Source organism: Psychroserpens burtonensis DSM 12212 (genome assembly GCF_000425305.1).
Lineage (GTDB): Bacteria > Bacteroidota > Bacteroidia > Flavobacteriales > Flavobacteriaceae > Psychroserpens > Psychroserpens burtonensis.
Window position 1 is genome coordinate 18,077 of the sequence record NZ_KE384347.1, and the last position, 15,840, is coordinate 33,916.

16 protein-coding genes are annotated in these 15,840 nt (G+C 33.0%); 7 read left to right on the forward strand and 9 right to left on the reverse strand.

The genetic code is table 11. From position 1 onward, the window contains the following. Nucleotides 1–38: 38 nt before the first annotated feature. Together H593_RS0116710 and lon are read right to left on the reverse strand one after the other, a co-directional pair. The gene (locus H593_RS0116710; protein WP_028873464.1) at nt 39–797 is read right to left on the reverse strand and encodes a LysM peptidoglycan-binding domain-containing protein; all 759 of its coding nucleotides are present in this window, start codon (nt 795–797) and stop codon (nt 39–41) included. Next, a complete protein-coding gene (lon, locus tag H593_RS0116715) occupies nt 781–3,234 on the reverse strand; it encodes an endopeptidase La (RefSeq protein WP_028873465.1) in 2,454 nt (817 codons plus the stop codon). Before lon ends, H593_RS0116710 begins: the two co-directional genes overlap by 17 nt. 229 nt (nt 3,235–3,463) lie before the next feature. Between lon and H593_RS0116720 the strand changes: the two genes are divergently transcribed. The 4 genes from H593_RS0116720 to H593_RS0116735 are packed head-to-tail and all read left to right on the forward strand — an operon-like array spanning nt 3,464 to nt 6,447. After that, nucleotides 3,464–4,024: an RNA polymerase sigma factor gene (locus H593_RS0116720; RefSeq protein WP_037052852.1), complete on the forward strand. Its 561-nt coding sequence runs from the start codon at nt 3,464–3,466 to the stop codon at nt 4,022–4,024. A 29-nt stretch (nt 4,025–4,053) separates the two neighbouring features. Next, nucleotides 4,054–4,626 (forward strand): hypothetical protein, encoded by a 573-nt coding sequence (locus H593_RS0116725; protein ID WP_028873467.1) that lies wholly within the window; start codon nt 4,054–4,056, stop codon nt 4,624–4,626. Further along, nucleotides 4,604–5,698: a DUF4097 family beta strand repeat-containing protein gene (locus tag H593_RS0116730; RefSeq protein WP_028873468.1), complete on the forward strand. Its 1,095-nt coding sequence runs from the start codon at nt 4,604–4,606 to the stop codon at nt 5,696–5,698. The genes H593_RS0116725 and H593_RS0116730 overlap by 23 nt, the downstream gene beginning before the upstream one ends. A 26-nt stretch (nt 5,699–5,724) precedes the next feature. Next, nucleotides 5,725–6,447 carry a head GIN domain-containing protein gene (locus tag H593_RS0116735; RefSeq protein ID WP_028873469.1) on the forward strand — a complete coding sequence of 241 codons (723 nt, stop codon included), beginning with the start codon at nt 5,725–5,727 and terminating at the stop codon, nt 6,445–6,447. A 67-nt stretch (nt 6,448–6,514) separates the two neighbouring features. On the opposite strand, the gene H593_RS0116740 is transcribed toward H593_RS0116735, so the two are convergent. The 4 genes from H593_RS0116740 to H593_RS0116755 form a co-directional block, all read right to left on the reverse strand. Further along, the gene (locus H593_RS0116740) at nt 6,515–7,246 is read right to left on the reverse strand and encodes a hypothetical protein (RefSeq protein WP_028873470.1); all 732 of its coding nucleotides are present in this window, start codon (nt 7,244–7,246) and stop codon (nt 6,515–6,517) included. 50 nt (nt 7,247–7,296) lie between these two features. Then, a complete protein-coding gene (locus tag H593_RS0116745; protein WP_037052853.1) occupies nt 7,297–8,028 on the reverse strand; it encodes a hypothetical protein in 732 nt (243 codons plus the stop codon). A 610-nt stretch (nt 8,029–8,638) separates the two neighbouring features. Next, on the reverse strand, nt 8,639–10,021 hold the full coding sequence (locus H593_RS0116750; protein WP_028873472.1) for an MFS transporter: 1,383 nt from the start codon (nt 10,019–10,021) through the stop codon (nt 8,639–8,641). Nucleotides 10,022–10,179: 158 nt separating this feature from the next. Then, nucleotides 10,180–11,010: a M48 family metallopeptidase gene (locus H593_RS0116755; RefSeq protein WP_028873473.1), complete on the reverse strand. Its 831-nt coding sequence runs from the start codon at nt 11,008–11,010 to the stop codon at nt 10,180–10,182. Between the two features lie 246 nt (nt 11,011–11,256). Between H593_RS0116755 and msrB the strand changes: the two genes are divergently transcribed. From msrB to lpdA, 3 genes are all read left to right on the forward strand, one after another. Next, a complete protein-coding gene (msrB, locus tag H593_RS0116760) occupies nt 11,257–11,739 on the forward strand; it encodes a peptide-methionine (R)-S-oxide reductase MsrB (RefSeq protein ID WP_028873474.1) in 483 nt (160 codons plus the stop codon). Nucleotides 11,740–11,823: 84 nt separating this feature from the next. Beyond that, a complete protein-coding gene (locus H593_RS0116765; RefSeq protein ID WP_147230984.1) occupies nt 11,824–12,294 on the forward strand; it encodes a hypothetical protein in 471 nt (156 codons plus the stop codon). 144 nt (nt 12,295–12,438) lie between these two features. Continuing rightward, complete coding sequence (lpdA, locus tag H593_RS0116770) at nt 12,439–13,815, forward strand: dihydrolipoyl dehydrogenase (RefSeq protein ID WP_028873476.1); 1,377 nt, start codon at nt 12,439–12,441, stop codon at nt 13,813–13,815. Between the two features lie 61 nt (nt 13,816–13,876). Here the strand turns inward: lpdA and H593_RS0116775 are convergent, their stop codons facing one another. The 3 genes from H593_RS0116775 to H593_RS0116785 form a co-directional block, all read right to left on the reverse strand. After that, entirely contained in the window at nt 13,877–14,362 is a 486-nt protein-coding gene (locus H593_RS0116775; RefSeq protein WP_028873477.1) for a porin family protein, read from the reverse strand. A 32-nt stretch (nt 14,363–14,394) separates the two neighbouring features. Then, nucleotides 14,395–14,817, reverse strand: coding sequence for a type II 3-dehydroquinate dehydratase (gene aroQ, locus H593_RS0116780; protein WP_028873478.1), 423 nt, complete (start codon nt 14,815–14,817; stop codon nt 14,395–14,397). Between the two features lie 84 nt (nt 14,818–14,901). Beyond that, a complete protein-coding gene (locus H593_RS0116785) occupies nt 14,902–15,522 on the reverse strand; it encodes an outer membrane beta-barrel protein (protein WP_028873479.1) in 621 nt (206 codons plus the stop codon). Nucleotides 15,523–15,840: the final 318 nt, after the last annotated feature.

The window sequence follows — 15,840 nt, forward strand, 5'->3', positions numbered from 1 at the left end:
GAATGTATGTCTGTTTTATTTTTTGAAAAGAAAAATTTCTATTTTAATTGAAGTTTTTGTCCAATTTTTATAAGATTACTTACTAAGCCATTTAGAGACTTTATCGACTCTACAGTAGTATTATTTCGCTTAGCGATATTATATAACGTATCCCCTTTTGAAACTGTCCAGACTGGATTATGTTCAAAATCTGACGAATCAAAGCTTTTAACTCGTAAGTTTTGTCCAGTTTTAATTAGTGTCGTTTCTAAATTATTAGCTTTTTTTAAAGCTTCTAATGTCGTGTTATATTGTTTAGAAATTGCGTAGAGCGTTTCCCCTTTTTTAACTAAATGAAAGTTTGATGTATTTGTTTTAGACTCGTCTTTTGATAGAGAGATATCATACACCATATCTGTAAGAGATTCAATTTGTGGTTTACTATTGGAGACGTTTTTTTGAAATGACGTAGTAATCGTATCTGAAGCAATTATGTTTGTTTTAGCTGCATTATCGTTAGTGCTTTGAGTAGGTTTTTTTTCTAAGCCTGCAGTAAAAGTATGCTGATTTGATTGAGACGGGTTACGATTTTTATTGATAATGGTATTGCTTGCTTTAACCGAGTCTTTAATTTTTTTAGCAGTTTGTGATTTGGCAACCACGCCATCATTAAATGTTATGACACCTGTAATTAAATTGAGCTGTGCTGGTTTGCCATCTAAAAGAACGTCCTTGTATTTTTCAGTTTGGGCAACAGCTCCAAAACTTGAAGCTGTTGCCAGTAAAACTGAAGTTATTATTTTAAAGTGTTTTAGCATTTTTAACTTTTTGATCGGTTAACGCGAGCTTCAAGACATCACTCATGTCTTTTACATAGTGAAACGTCAACCCTTTTAAATATTCTGGTTTTATTTCATCAATATCTCGTTTGTTATCTTCACAAAGTAAAATCTCTTTAATTCTTGCGCGTTTAGCAGCCAATATTTTTTCTTTTATACCTCCTACTGGTAAAACTTTACCTCTTAGTGTAATTTCACCAGTCATTGCTAAGCTCTTTTTTATTTTACGTTGTGTAAACAAAGATACTAAACTTGTTAACATAGTTACACCTGCACTTGGTCCATCTTTTGGCGTAGCTCCCTCAGGCACATGTATATGTACATTATATTTACTAAAAACTTCAGGATCTATTCCAAATTCATCTGCATTTGCCTTGATGTATTCCATAGCAATGGTAGCAGATTCTTTCATCACTTTACCTAAGTTCCCTGTAATTGTCAGATTACCTTTTCCTTTAGATAAGATAGATTCTATAAATAAAATATCGCCTCCTACTCTGGTCCATGCTAATCCTGTAACAACACCCGCAACATTATTATTCTCGTATTTATCCCGTTCTAGTCTTGGTACGCCTAAAACTTCAATAATATCCTCATTTGTTACCTTAAGGTTGTAATCCTCTTCCATTGCTATATTCTTAGCAGCATGACGTACTAATTTTGCAATTTGCTTTTCGAGACCACGCACTCCCGATTCTCTTGTGTAACCTTCAACCACCTTTTCTAATTGTGGCTTAGCTACTTTAAGATGTTTATCTGTCAATCCATGTTCTTTTAGTTGCTTCGGCAATAAATGACGCTTACCAATTTCAACTTTTTCTTCTATCGTATACCCCGTTACATTAATCATTTCCATACGATCTAGTAAAGCTGGCTGGATATTATTCAAACTATTAGCTGTCGCAATAAACATCACTTTAGATAAATCAAATCCCATTTCTAAGAAGTTATCATGAAACTCACTATTTTGTTCTGGGTCTAAAACTTCTAATAAAGCTGATGATGGATCTCCTTGGTGAGAATTTGATAATTTATCAATTTCATCAAGCACAAATACTGGGTTTGAAGTTCCTGCTTTTTTCAAGCTTTGGATAATTCTCCCTGGCATTGCCCCTATGTATGTTTTGCGATGACCACGAATTTCTGCCTCATCACGTAAACCACCAAGGGACATACGCACATATTCCCTTCCTAAAGCCTCTGCTATTGATTTTCCTAATGAGGTTTTACCAACTCCAGGAGGTCCATACAAACATAATATTGGAGATTTCATATCATTACGCAATTTTAGAACTGCTAGATATTCTATAATACGCTTCTTCACATCGTCTAAACCATAATGGTCACGATCTAAAATTTTCATAGCGCGTTTTAAATCAAACTTGTCTTTGGAAAACTTATTCCACGGTAAGTCTAAAAATAAATCCAAATAATTACGTTGGATAGAATACTCGGCTACTTGCGGGTTCATGCGTCGCATTTTTGCCAATTCCTTTTCAAAATGTTCTTTAACTTGGTTGTCCCATTTTTTCTTTTTAGCACGAATACGCATGTCTTCAATTTCTTCTCCCGAAGACACACCTCCTCCCAATTCATCTTGGATGGTTTTCATTTGCTGATGTAGGAAATACTCACGTTGTTGCTGGTTCATATCACTTTGAACCTTTGATTGAATATCGTTTTTAAGCTCTAATTTTTGAACTTCAACATTCATGTATTTTAAGGTTGCTAATGCACGTTCCTTTAAATCATTAATTTCTAATAGCTCTTGTTTTTCCTCTACGGAAAGATTCATATTAGAAGATACAAAGTTTACCAAAAACGAATTGCTTTCTATATTCTTAATTGCAAATGACGCTTCTGACGGAATATTTGGACTATCCTTAATAATTTGAAGTGATAAGTCTTTTATAGAATCTATAATCGCTGAAAACTCTTTATTATCTATTGCTGGTTTAGCTTCTTGTACATCTTTAATAGTTGCGGTCATGTAAGGCTCTTCAGACATAACTTCTTGTATTTCAAAACGCTTTTTACCTTGAATAATAACAGTGGTATTACCATCTGGCATCTTAAGCACTTTTAAGATACGCGCAACTGTTCCTGTTTTAAAAATATCTTTTGCCGTTGGATCTTCTACAACTTCGTCCTTTTGAGATACAACACCAATAACTTTGCTTCCTTTATTCGCATCATTAATGAGTTTTATAGATTTATCGCGTCCTGCAGTAATTGGAATTACTACACCAGGAAACAACACCGTATTACGCAATGATAAAATAGGTAAGGTTTCTGGTAGCACTTCATTATTTATTTCTTCTTCATCTTCAGGAGTCATTAACGGGATTAATTCTGAATTCTCATCAAAATCCTGAAATGACAAACTGTCAAGCTTTAAAAATTTAGACTTAGCCATATTATGTTTTTAGTCATTCTGTCATTAAAACGACAGAACTCTAGATTTATATTAATTTCTATAATTACATTTTGTACTGAAAATCAAATACTTAGCAAGTAAATGTAATTACATACCTTTATCTAATGCCAATAGTTATGCCATTACGCTTCCGAAGAATAAAAACTTTTTTCACTAAAAGTGTAACAAACGATCACTCACCTTATCTCTATATTAAAGCATTTGTTTTTTGACACTAACCAATCAAAATATAGAACAGTTATTACAGCTTTGTAAATCTGGAAACCAACACGCACAAATGGAGGTTTATAATAGATATTACAAAGCCATGTACAACACCTCCTTTAGAATTGTTAAAGACAGTTTTGAGGCTGAGGACATCATGCAGGATTCATTTTTAACAGCGTTCACAAAATTAGATAGTCTTAAAGAAATTAAAACTTTTGGTTCATGGTTAAAACGAATCGTAATCAATAACAGTATTTATCATTATAAAAAGAATAATAAATATCAAGAAATCGCTCTTGACGATGTGTTGTACAAAGTTGAAGATACTTCTGGTATCCCAGAAGATTATAAAATTAAAAACATTAGAGTTAATAAGGTTTTAGAGAGCATTAAAAAGCTTAAAGATAATTATCAAACATGCTTAACTCTCCACTTAATTGAAGGTTATGATTATGAAGAGATTTGTGAGATTATGGATATTTCGGCTGCAAATTGTCGCACCATGATCTCAAGAGCAAAAGATAGCCTACGAAAAAAATTAGAGCCGCTGATTCAATATTAAAAAAAGCCAAAAGTTTATAAAAGCACGCCATGACAAAAAAAGATAACATTAAAAAACTATTCTACGACCTCGAAGGAAACTTTGATGTTGATATGCCAAATAGGGGTCATGAGCGTCGGTTTTTAGAGAAGCTAAAACAGCAAAACAATACTGTGGTAAAAAGCGCACCGAAAAAAAACAATTACTGGAAGCCATTTCTAGCTGTTGCTGCATCTGTACTGCTTTGTTTTAGTGTTTTTACTGTAATGCAGCAACAACAAGACAATACTCTTACGGATTTAGCAAGTGTATCTCCAGAGCTGTCTCAAACACAATCCTTTTTCACTACTGCTATAGCTCAAGAAGTTGCATCTCTAGAAGCGCAGCGCTCTCCAGAGACAGAAGAGATGGTTAATGATGCTATGAAAGCACTTAAAGTTTTAGAAAACGAATATCAATCTCTTCAAATAGATTTAAACGAAAGTGGAAACGACAAGCGTGTTATTTACGCTATGATTGCAAATTTCCAAAACCGCATAGATATATTACAAACCGTATTAGAACATATTGAAGATGTCAAAAATTTTAAACTAAACCAAAATGAAAACAACAATACTATATAAGTTACTATTCGCTTTTATCTTAGTACCAACGCTTGTATTTGCCACAGAACACGAGAAATGGAATGGAGAACATACCAAAGAGAAAACGATAAAAAAGGAGTTTAATGTTAGTGCTAATGCGGTCTTAAAAGTCGACAATAGTTATGGAAACATTAATATTACGACCTATGAAGGCTCTACAATTACGTTTGAGGTTAGAATTAAAACTAATGGTAACGATTTAGAAAAAGTAAGACAAAAACTTAATGATATTGATATTGAGTTTTCTAGATCTAATGCAATGGTTTCTGCAAAAACATTGTTTACTAAAAGTAAATCTAATTCTTGGTGGAATTGGGGAAACAACAATAAAGTTAATATGGAAATCAATTACATTATTAAGATGCCAATTACCAACAGTGTAGATTTAAATAATGACTATGGAAATATTGATTTAGATAAACTAGAAGGTCGCGCAGTTATTAATTGTGACTACGGAAAAATTACGACCAAAGAATTAATGGCAAATAACAATTCTATCACATTTGATTATACAAACAATTCGTATTTTGAATATATAAATGGAGGAGATATCAATGCAGATTACAGTGGTTACACAGTCGGAAAAGCAAAAAAGCTATCCATTAATGCTGATTACACAAAGTCTGAAGTTGAAATCGCAGAAAACATAACCTATAACTGTGATTATGGTTCTATAAAAATCAATAATGCGAATAACGTTACTGGTAACGGAGATTACTTGACCGTTAGGTTAGGTAAAATTTACAAAAATGTCAATCTAAAAGCAGATTATGGCTCTATAAAAATTGGAGAAATGACAGCTAATGCTGGCAACATTGAAATTGATTCTAATTTTAATGGAATAACAATTGGATACGACTCTTCTTACAAATTTAGATTTGATATTGATTTAGAATACGCCTCTCTGCGTGATACAGATGACTTTGAGTTTACTAAGAAACGTATAGAATCAACAGACAAATATTACCAAGGTTATTATGGAGATTCCAACAGTCATAACCTTATTAAAATAAAATCTGAATATGGAAGTGTTACTTTTAAAAGAAACTAAAACGAGTACTTAAACAAAATATCATCATGAAAAAATCAATAGTATTAATTGCAGCCTTATTAAACTTTACACTTTTACAGGCACAATGGGGAGGAAATAAAATTAAAGGAAATGGCAATACAGCGACACTAACAAGAACCACATCCGATTATGATGCTGTAAATTGCGCAGGCAGTTTTGATTACGTATTAGTCGCTGGAACAGAAGGGAAAATCACCATCGAAGGAGAATCTAATCTATTAGAATATATTGTTACCGAAGTTAAAGGTGGGAAATTAATTATAAAAACTGAAAAAGGTAAGAATCTAGACCCAAGTAGAAACAAAACAATAAAAATCACGATTCCTTTTAAAGCAATTGATACTGTCTCTCTTTCTGGGTCTGGAGATTTATGGAATGAAGATTACATAAATTCAGATATTTTAGATGTGTCACTGTCTGGTTCTGGAGATATTGTTTTGACTATTCAAACTAAATCTGCTACTGGTAAAGTTTCTGGTTCTGGAGATTTAACTTTAAAAGGGGCTACAAATGATTTAAGAGCTGGTGTAACAGGGTCTGGAGATTTTCATGGATTTGATCTAAAATCAACAAACACAGATGTATCTGTTACAGGGTCTGGAGACGCGGAGGTTGTGTGTACAGGACAACTAAAAGCGAAAGTAGTGGGCTCTGGAGATATCGTCTATCGAGGGAATCCAACAAAAGAGGATAGCAAAGTAACAGGCTCTGGAAGTATAGAGAATTAAACCAAATTAGAATAATAAAAAAGCCACTATCAGTCCAGTTAGTGGCTTTTTTTATTGTTTAAATCCTTTATTGTTTTGTGTAAACGAATGTCAAATCTTGAGTAGTCGTTGCAGTGAAATCTGAGCTAAATGCAAAAAACCCTTCAGGAATAAATATTGAAAGTTGATTCCCATTTAATATAAAATCCGATACAGTAGTTCCATCATCTAGTGTGACAGTATTACCACTTTGAGACCAAGTCATATTTGTGTTTTCATCTTCAAATTCGCACTCAATTGTATATGTGAACTGATCTGTTGTACCCACTTCAATATCAAAAATAAAGGACGCATAAGAAGTGCTCATGGAAATAGCTGTACCATCTATATCGAACACAATGGTTTCATTTTCATAACAGTCCATTTCATCTAAAAAGTTATCACTCGCTGTACCATCATTGTTTAGATCTATAGGTTCCTCTCCTAACCAAGCAGTTAATAACCAAGTTCCCTCAAGAGCCGTTGCTTCTTGATTATTATTTGTACAATCTCCCAGCCCATTTACTATAATTTGCAAACTAGCGTCTGAATCACCACAGGCCTGAATTTGTGCCTGTAAAGCATTACGGTAAGCTGTACACAATTGTGTGTAATTATCATCATTAACGGACAAAAAATTTAATGCTGCTTGTGAAGTATTTGCTAGTGCTACTTCACAAGTTAATCCTCCTGTTAAGAAATCACCTTCTATAGGTTCATCTTCACAAGACAGGAATGAGAGCAATAAAGTGTATAATAAAATTTGCGTACTTAGTTTCATATTGTATATATTTCTACAAACTTATTATTATTATTAAGAAATAAAAGATTCTAATTTAACGTATAACTTAATAAAGCACCAGAGCTTTGATCACCAACAAATTCAATAAGACCAACATCCTTTGCATAATAGTAATCCACGGTAGATGATACTTGGCCAGAACTTAAATTTAACTCCACGTGCAATACATTTTCAAAAGTAACATCTCCAACAGTTCTCGTAAGGTCTCTACCCATCATCTCTAAATCATAAACTGCATCTATGTTAATTGCAGGTATTTCTGGTAATCCTTCAGTAATAGGGACATACGTTATTGTATAGTTCACATTGTTTGTCCAAGTTTCTCCTATTTGAGCACTATCTTTTAACATCTTGATTGTTAAATAGGTTGTCGCCACCTCATAACCTTCAATTGGAAAACTTTGAACCGCTGCTCTGATATAATAGCTGTCTCCAGTTTTTCTCAACCAAGATTCTTGATTCATTAATTGATCAAATTTATAGTACAGATTGTCATCGATAGTTTCCGTAGAAATCATATTATAGGTTGTATCACCATAAAACGTATCATTAAAGTTCCATATATTTCCGATAGCTCTTGGCCAATAATCTCCAGAAGACTCTCCTACGTCACCATCGGTTCCTCCATTATTAGTACTATCTCCATCTGTACCATCATTGGCATTTTCAGTAAAATCAGAATCCAAAGATTCATTTTCACAAGATTGAAACGACATAATTGCAATGATTACAAACAGACTGCGGATAAATTTAATTTTCATAGGATATAAGGTTTCTACAAACATACTAATTAATTTTAATGCGTTAAGCACAATTTTTATAGGCTAGTGTAAATAAAAAACTACCATTTATTAATTCAAATGCCGGTTTTATTACGTTAATTTCTAGTATTTAATCAAAATAGTCCTCTCCAAAGAATAGTCAAAAGTTGCTCTAAAGAATTGATCCACTGGTCCAAATTGGGTAATTGTAAAAATACATTTTCAAACGCCGGAGTGTAACCACCATTATTAAAATAAACAATTCAATAATGAGATACTGGTATTACTCCATCATCTGAATATACGACGATGACTGCTAACTTATAAGGCTCTAATCTGCGACTAATTTATAATATGGATATTTTAATTTTATTTGAGAATTCTGTAGATATAATGTCTTGATAAGTACGGTGTCCCTAAATGCTTATATGAGAGTTGGCATTAGCGTTACTATAATCTTCAATTACAGATCCCGACTCAATAGTTGCTACATTGCAATTGCTTGGGTTAATATCCTTAAAAAGAATCACTATCATAATTGAATGTGATGCAAAAAATAATAAGGCAAGATAAAATTAATTTAGAGTTTATTTGCGACAAATATTCTCATTTATTTATTTTCCTCTGGGACTCTAAATAATAAAACAATCCCTATTAAAAAGAAAACAAATAAAAACAGAATAGCATTACGCATGCTTCCCGTAATCTGGTCAATCGTTGCAAAAATGACCATACCTATAACAATTCCAATTTTCTCAGCAACATCGAAAAAGCTAAAATAGGACGTTGTATCTTCTGTATCTGGAAGGAATTTAGAATATGTAGAACGCGCTAGTGATTGTATGCCTCCCATTACTAGTCCAACAAAAGAGGCTGCAATATAAAACTGAACTGGTGTTTCCATGAAGTAAGCGTAAAAACAAAGCCCCATCCATATGAAATTTACTATAATCAAAGTTTTAATATTTCCGAAGATAGAGGACGCACGAGATGTTAAGAATGCCCCAAGGATTGCAACCAATTGTATTACAAGAATACTCAGTATTAGGCCTTGTGTCTTAGCATTTGAATCGCCCCAAGCTATTTCCTCTTCACCGAAATAAACAGCGACTAGCATGATGGTTTGTACTGCCATACTAAATACAAAAAAAGCTAATAAATAACGTTTTAGACGCAAATTCTGTTTGAGATCTAACCAAACGAGTTTTAATTCTTTTAGTCCATTGAACACAATTGATGTCGTTACTTTACGACCGTTAGAAATCCCTTTCGGTAAAATATAAAATGAATATTGACTAAAAATAACCCACCATAAACCAACGGTTATAAAAGCAACTCTCATGGCTTCGATAGACGCGTTGTCTTTTGCTAATTTTAATGCTTCTAGAATTTGAACTTCTGTTCCTGTTTGTCTAAGGTTATCAGAAATACTGATGTCAAATCCAAACCAATTTGGTTTCATTACCATCGCTAAATTAAGAAGTAATAAAAGAACACTACCTAAATAACCCATCGAAAAACCTTTGGCACTAATGCGATCTTGCTGCTCTGGATAAGCAATATCTGGCAAATAAGAATTGTAAAATACCAAACTTCCCCAATACCCAATGAGACCCATAAAATAGAACAATAAGCTCAAATGAATATTCTCTAAACTAAACCAATATAACCCTATACATCCTGCGCTTCCAACGTAACAAAAGAATTTCATAAAATTCTTCTTATTACCAACATAATCTGCAATTCCAGATAATATTGGAGAAGTAAAAGTTACCACCAAAAAAGTAAATGCTGTAACGTATGTAATTAGGGCTGTACTTTTAAAAACCATCCCAAATGCTGGAATATTTTTTTGTAATTGATCTGCAAAAAGAGCCGAATAAAATATGGGAAATATCGAAGATGCAATTGTTAATGTGTAGACCGAATTTGCCCAATCATAAAATGCCCAAGCATTAAGAAGTGTCCTATTACCTTTTTTTAGTTGACTCATATTAAAAATTTCTTATTTTCAATTAACCTTTATCTTACAGCGAGAGATCCCAATCTCGATGAGACATATTGAATTCTGCTATTTAAATAATTATTCAATAAAAAAAGCTGTCCTTTATTGGACAGCTTCGAAATTACTATAAATTTTAATCTTTACAATTAAAAGTTACCTAAAGGTCTAAATGAGTCTACTCCAAATTTTTTGGCTTCAGCTACCGCTTTAGAAGCCCACTGTTCAAGATTTTTAATTCGTGTGTCATTTGATGGATGTGTACTCATAAATTCTGGTGGTGCTTCTCCACCACTGTTAGCTTTCATACGTTTCCATAATTCTGCAGCCTCACTTGGATTATAACCTGCAATAGCCATTAAATAGAGACCAATCTCATCAGATTGTGTTTCATGACTTCTACTAAACGGTAACATGACACCTACTTGACTACCTACACCATAGGCTTGGTTAAACAAGTTACGAGATTGCTCATCCTTAATCGCTATATTTCCTGCGACCGCACCAACTTGTTGTAACATACCGGCACTCATACGTTGCTGACCATGATTTGCAAGAGCATGAGCAACTTCATGTCCCATAATGGCTGCTATTCCTGATTCATTTTGTGCAATCGGTAAAATACCAGTATAAAAAACTATTTTCCCACCTGGCATACACCAAGCATTTACATTTTTATCATTGACAAGGTTATATTCCCATTTATAATCATCTAAATACCCTTGATGTCCATTGGCATTCAACCAACGCTCAGCTGCAACTGCGATTCTCTGCCCTACTCGTTTTATCATTTCAGAATCTGATGTACCTGTAATAACATTATTTTCTGTTAAAAACTGATCATATTGAGCAAACGCAGTGGGAAACAACTGTGAATTAGGCACTAATGCTAACGTTTTATTTCCTGTAAAAGGGTTTGTAGCACAAGACAGAAATAATACTATCACTCCTACAGTTACAATGTTCTTTTTAATATTCATAGTTAATGATTTTTTATGTGTAAGCTAATTTACAAAATGATTGTTTTGTGTTTGACCCAATACATTATAATTTTGTCGCATTTAAAGCAAAAGTAATACGAATTTTACTGAGAACTAAATATCTTTTTGAAGTAATAAATAAATTCTAAAAAAAAATTGAAATCCATCAATATATTTTTAGTTTTTTTGTAGGTGTTTAATTTCACACACGACTAAAGAATAATTAAAAATCCTTATTTTTACAAAATGAAAAAGATAATAATATTACTCACAATTACCTTGTTTTTTAGCTGCAACTCTTCAGCACAAAAAAGGGAAAGCAATACGCAAAACGTATTTCCAGTGTCTAAAACTGAAGCCGAATGGAAAAAAGAATTATCAAGCGAAGCCTATTATGTTTTAAGACAAGAAGGAACCGAACGTCCTTTTTCTAGTGAATTAAATAATGAAAAACGTGAAGGTACATTTCATTGTGCTGCTTGTGAAACGCCATTATTTAAAAGCGAACATAAATTTGATTCTGGCACAGGATGGCCAAGTTTTGATAGAGAAATTGAAGGCAATGTGGCTTATGGCTCAGACACTAAATTAGGGTATAGTAGAGATGAAGAACATTGTGCAACTTGTGGAGGTCATCTTGGACACGTTTTTAATGATGGTCCCAGAAAAACAACTGGTAAGCGTCATTGTATTAATGGTGTGGCTTTAAAATTCGTGCCTACTAAATAACAATATAGTTGTGTATGAATTGTGACTAAAATAATATCAAATTTAGTTGTAATCCTTGGCACATAAGAATGAATACATGTGCTTTTGAAGTTTAAATTAGTCATAATTTTAGTTATAATACCAGTACTCATAAGTTCACAAAACTTAGAGCGTTCAAATTTTTATGGGCACTGGCGATTTAAAAATGAAATGAAAATGGTAGAAATAGGGTTGGATACCTTGAGTACATCATCCACCAGTTTTTATGCTGTTGAAGCCAAATTTGAGAAGAAAGTTAGTGAGCGTCTAGATATCAAAATTTCAAATACATACTTTAAACTTGATTCTTTAGAATCAAGTTATTGGAGAATTACAGATAATTTGATTTTGATTTACAAACCTGTTACTAATGAAGACCTTGAATATTATAAAGATTATACCATAGGTATTATTGAACAATTAGAAGACAATAAGTACTACTATACTAAACCTTATATACTACAAATAGAGACGGTTAACGAGACACAACTCATTATAAATGATGGACAAAACAAGTTGATTTATATAAAACAATAGCTCAAATAATTTAGGGCAACTATAATTTAAAAAACACACTTCGAATCTCATAATTTAGTTTTCACAATTTGTGTTTTAGTTATTATAATTTTAAACTTTGGTTTTGTAACTTCGTAATCTTAATTATATGACAAAAATAGACTCATGAGTAAATATGATATTATAGTACTTGGTAGTGGCCCTGGAGGCTACGTAACAGCAATTAGAGCTTCACAACTGGGCTTAAAAACTGCTATTATAGAAAAAGAAAGCTTAGGAGGTGTTTGCTTAAACTGGGGTTGTATTCCCACTAAAGCATTACTTAAATCTGCTCAAGTTTTTGAATATTTAAAACATGCTGAGGATTATGGGCTTAATGTGAAAGATGCAAGTCATGATTTTTGCGCAGTAGTAAAACGTAGTCGCGGTGTTGCAGATGGCATGAGTAAAGGTGTTCAGTTTTTGATGAAGAAGAACAAAATTGATGTAATTAATGGCTTCGGAACACTGAAAACAGGTAAAAAAGTTGAAGTAGACGGTACAGATTATACTGCAGACCACATTATTATCGCAACAGGATCTCGCTCTCGTGAGTTGCCTAGTTTGCCTCAAGATGGCAAAAAGGTAATTGGATACAGACAAGCAATGACCTTAGATAAACAACCTAAAACAATGATTATTGTTGGGTCTGGAGCAATTGGTGTTGAGTTTGCCTACTTCTATAACTCGATGGGAACAGATGTTACTGTCGTAGAATATTTACCAAATATAGTTCCTGTTGAAGATGAAGATATCTCTAAGCAATTAGAGCGTTCGTTTAAGAAAAGTGGAATTAAAGTAATGACGTCCTCAGAAGTAACACATGTAGATACCTCTGGAAAAGGCGTTAAAGCAACAATAAAGACTAAAAAAGGTGAAGAAATTTTAGAAGCCGACATCGTATTATCTGCTGTTGGTATTAAATCTAATATTGAAAACATTGGATTGGAAGATGTAGGTATTGCTGTTGATAGAGATAAAATATTAGTAAACGATTACTACCAAACAAATATCCCTGGTTATTACGCTATTGGTGATGTAACTGCAGGTCAAGCATTAGCTCACGTTGCTTCTGCCGAAGGTATTTTATGCGTAGAAAAAATTGCAGGACAGCATGTTGAAGCGCTTGACTACGGAAATGTACCAGGCTGCACCTATTGTTCTCCAGAAATTGCAAGTGTTGGCCTGACAGAAAAACAAGCAAAAGAGCAAGGCATCGATATTAAAGTCGGTAAATTCCCGTTCTCAGCCTCAGGAAAAGCAAGCGCTAGTGGTGCAAAAGACGGCTTTGTAAAAGTGATTTTTGATGCCAAATATGGCGAATGGCTAGGCTGTCACATGATAGGAGCTGGTGTAACAGACATGATTGCTGAAGCTGTTTTAGGTCGTAAACTAGAAACTACAGGTCATGAAGTATTGAAAACCATTCATCCTCACCCAACAATGAGTGAAGCCGTTATGGAAGCTGTTGCCGATGCTTATGGTGAAGTAATTCATCTCTAAGTTAGAATCATAAAAAAGATAATAATGCGATTTGATTTAATTTTCAAGTCGCATTTTTTTTTTAAAATTTATAACCTACTCCAAAAAATAATCCATTTGGAGCAACCTCATTGAAACCCACAACAAACTTCATGTGAATATCAATAGACTCAGTGATATTATAAGCTGTGGCAATATCGCCTCTTACTTTAAATTTATTTGTAAAGAAGTCGAAAAAATAATTTAGACTTGGACCAGCCATAAAACTCAATTTATCAGATAAATAAAACTTGGCATAGATTGGCGCATTGATAAACCTGAAGTCATTTAGTTGAATGTATAATAGTTCTGGTTGAAGTGAAACGGTTTCATCAATTTCAAAATCCGCAAAAATGCCTCCATAAAAACCAGCTTCGGTTTCTATATTGTCTCCAAATTGTGCTTCTTGAATTTTAAAAAAGGTAAGATTTAGACCTCCTTTAATTCCGAAGTCGACATTGGATTGTGCGTTACTTTTCAGAAGAGAAAAAAATAAAAAAAGACTACATATTGTGGTTGTATATTTCATAATAAAAAAGTGACGTTTTTCTATATTATATATTACTCATCCAAAAAACTTTGGATTGCCAATTCATAACTCTGTAATCCAAATCCTAAAATAACACCTTTAGCATTAGGAGAAATATAGGATTTATGCCTAAACTCTTCTCGAGAAAATGTATTGGATATATGAACTTCTACCACAGGAGTCATGATCGCCTTAACAGCATCACCAATACCAATAGAGGTATGCGTGTAGGCTGCTGCATTAAGTATAATGCCATCATAGTTAAAGCCAACCTCTTGGATTTTATCAATCAACTCACCTTCAATATTAGAGTGAAAATGTTCTAGCATAACGTTTGGAAATTTCTTAACGGTTTGATCAAAAAATTCTGTGAACGTTAAATTTCCGTAGATATTAGTCTCACGTTGACCTAAAAGATTAAGGTTTGGACCGTTTATAATAATGAGTTGCTTCATGGAGTAAAGATATTAAAATTTGAGCATAAAAAAACCGAAGCGGTTAGGCTTCGGTTTGATTTATATTTTTGATTATATTTCGTCCTATAAAACAAATAATATACCAAATGCTGCATTACCACCAAAAGGATTAGCAACATCTCCAAAACCTAAGTTAAATTGAGATACTGCTTCTGCTCCGTCAACATCTACTTTAGATGAAGAGAAGGATAATACATTCTTTAGTCCAAAAGATAAAGCAATCTTTTCAGTAACGAAATAATTGATACCAAGATCTAATCCTGCACCAAAAGAATTTGTTTTAAAATCACTAATTTTATCATTTGTACTTCCAAAACCGATACCAAACTCAGTAAACGTTTTAAAGCGTTCACCTAAATCCAAAAAGTAATATCGTCCAAAAACACCAGCACCAAAACCAGTTTGATCTTGAGTGTCTGTGCCTGCAAGTTCTTCCTTAAAAGAATTGTAAGAAAGCCTTCCTCCAATTGCTAAATCGTCGTTAATAAAGTAACCTACTTTAGGACTAATGACAAAACCACTAGTTTCTGCTTCGGTATTTTTATCATTTGTACTATTAAATCCAACACCGCCTTCAATAAAGATATTTCCTTTTTCAAAACCATAAGTTGGTTGGTCATCTTGTGCATTTACATTTGATAATCCGAATACTGCAACCGCAGCCATAAGTAATAATTTTTTCATAATAATTAGTTTTAAGTAATTTTATTTATTTTAAATTGGTCGGCAAACATATAATGATTTTTGCTATCACGCAAGAAAAATAACATAAATTTAAGTGTTTTAACCATATTATCACACGACTTAACAGATAAACTAGTATTAATACTAACCGTTATAGAGCTATTTATAGCCCTTCTTTTTAAAACCATTAGTAAAACCTTAATGTATTATTTATACCAATTCAGTACGTTTATAATTGAAAAATGCAAAGAAAATACATTTTTTTAGACCACCACCATTTTCATGGATGTTATTAACAATTTTACAAACAAAAAATCA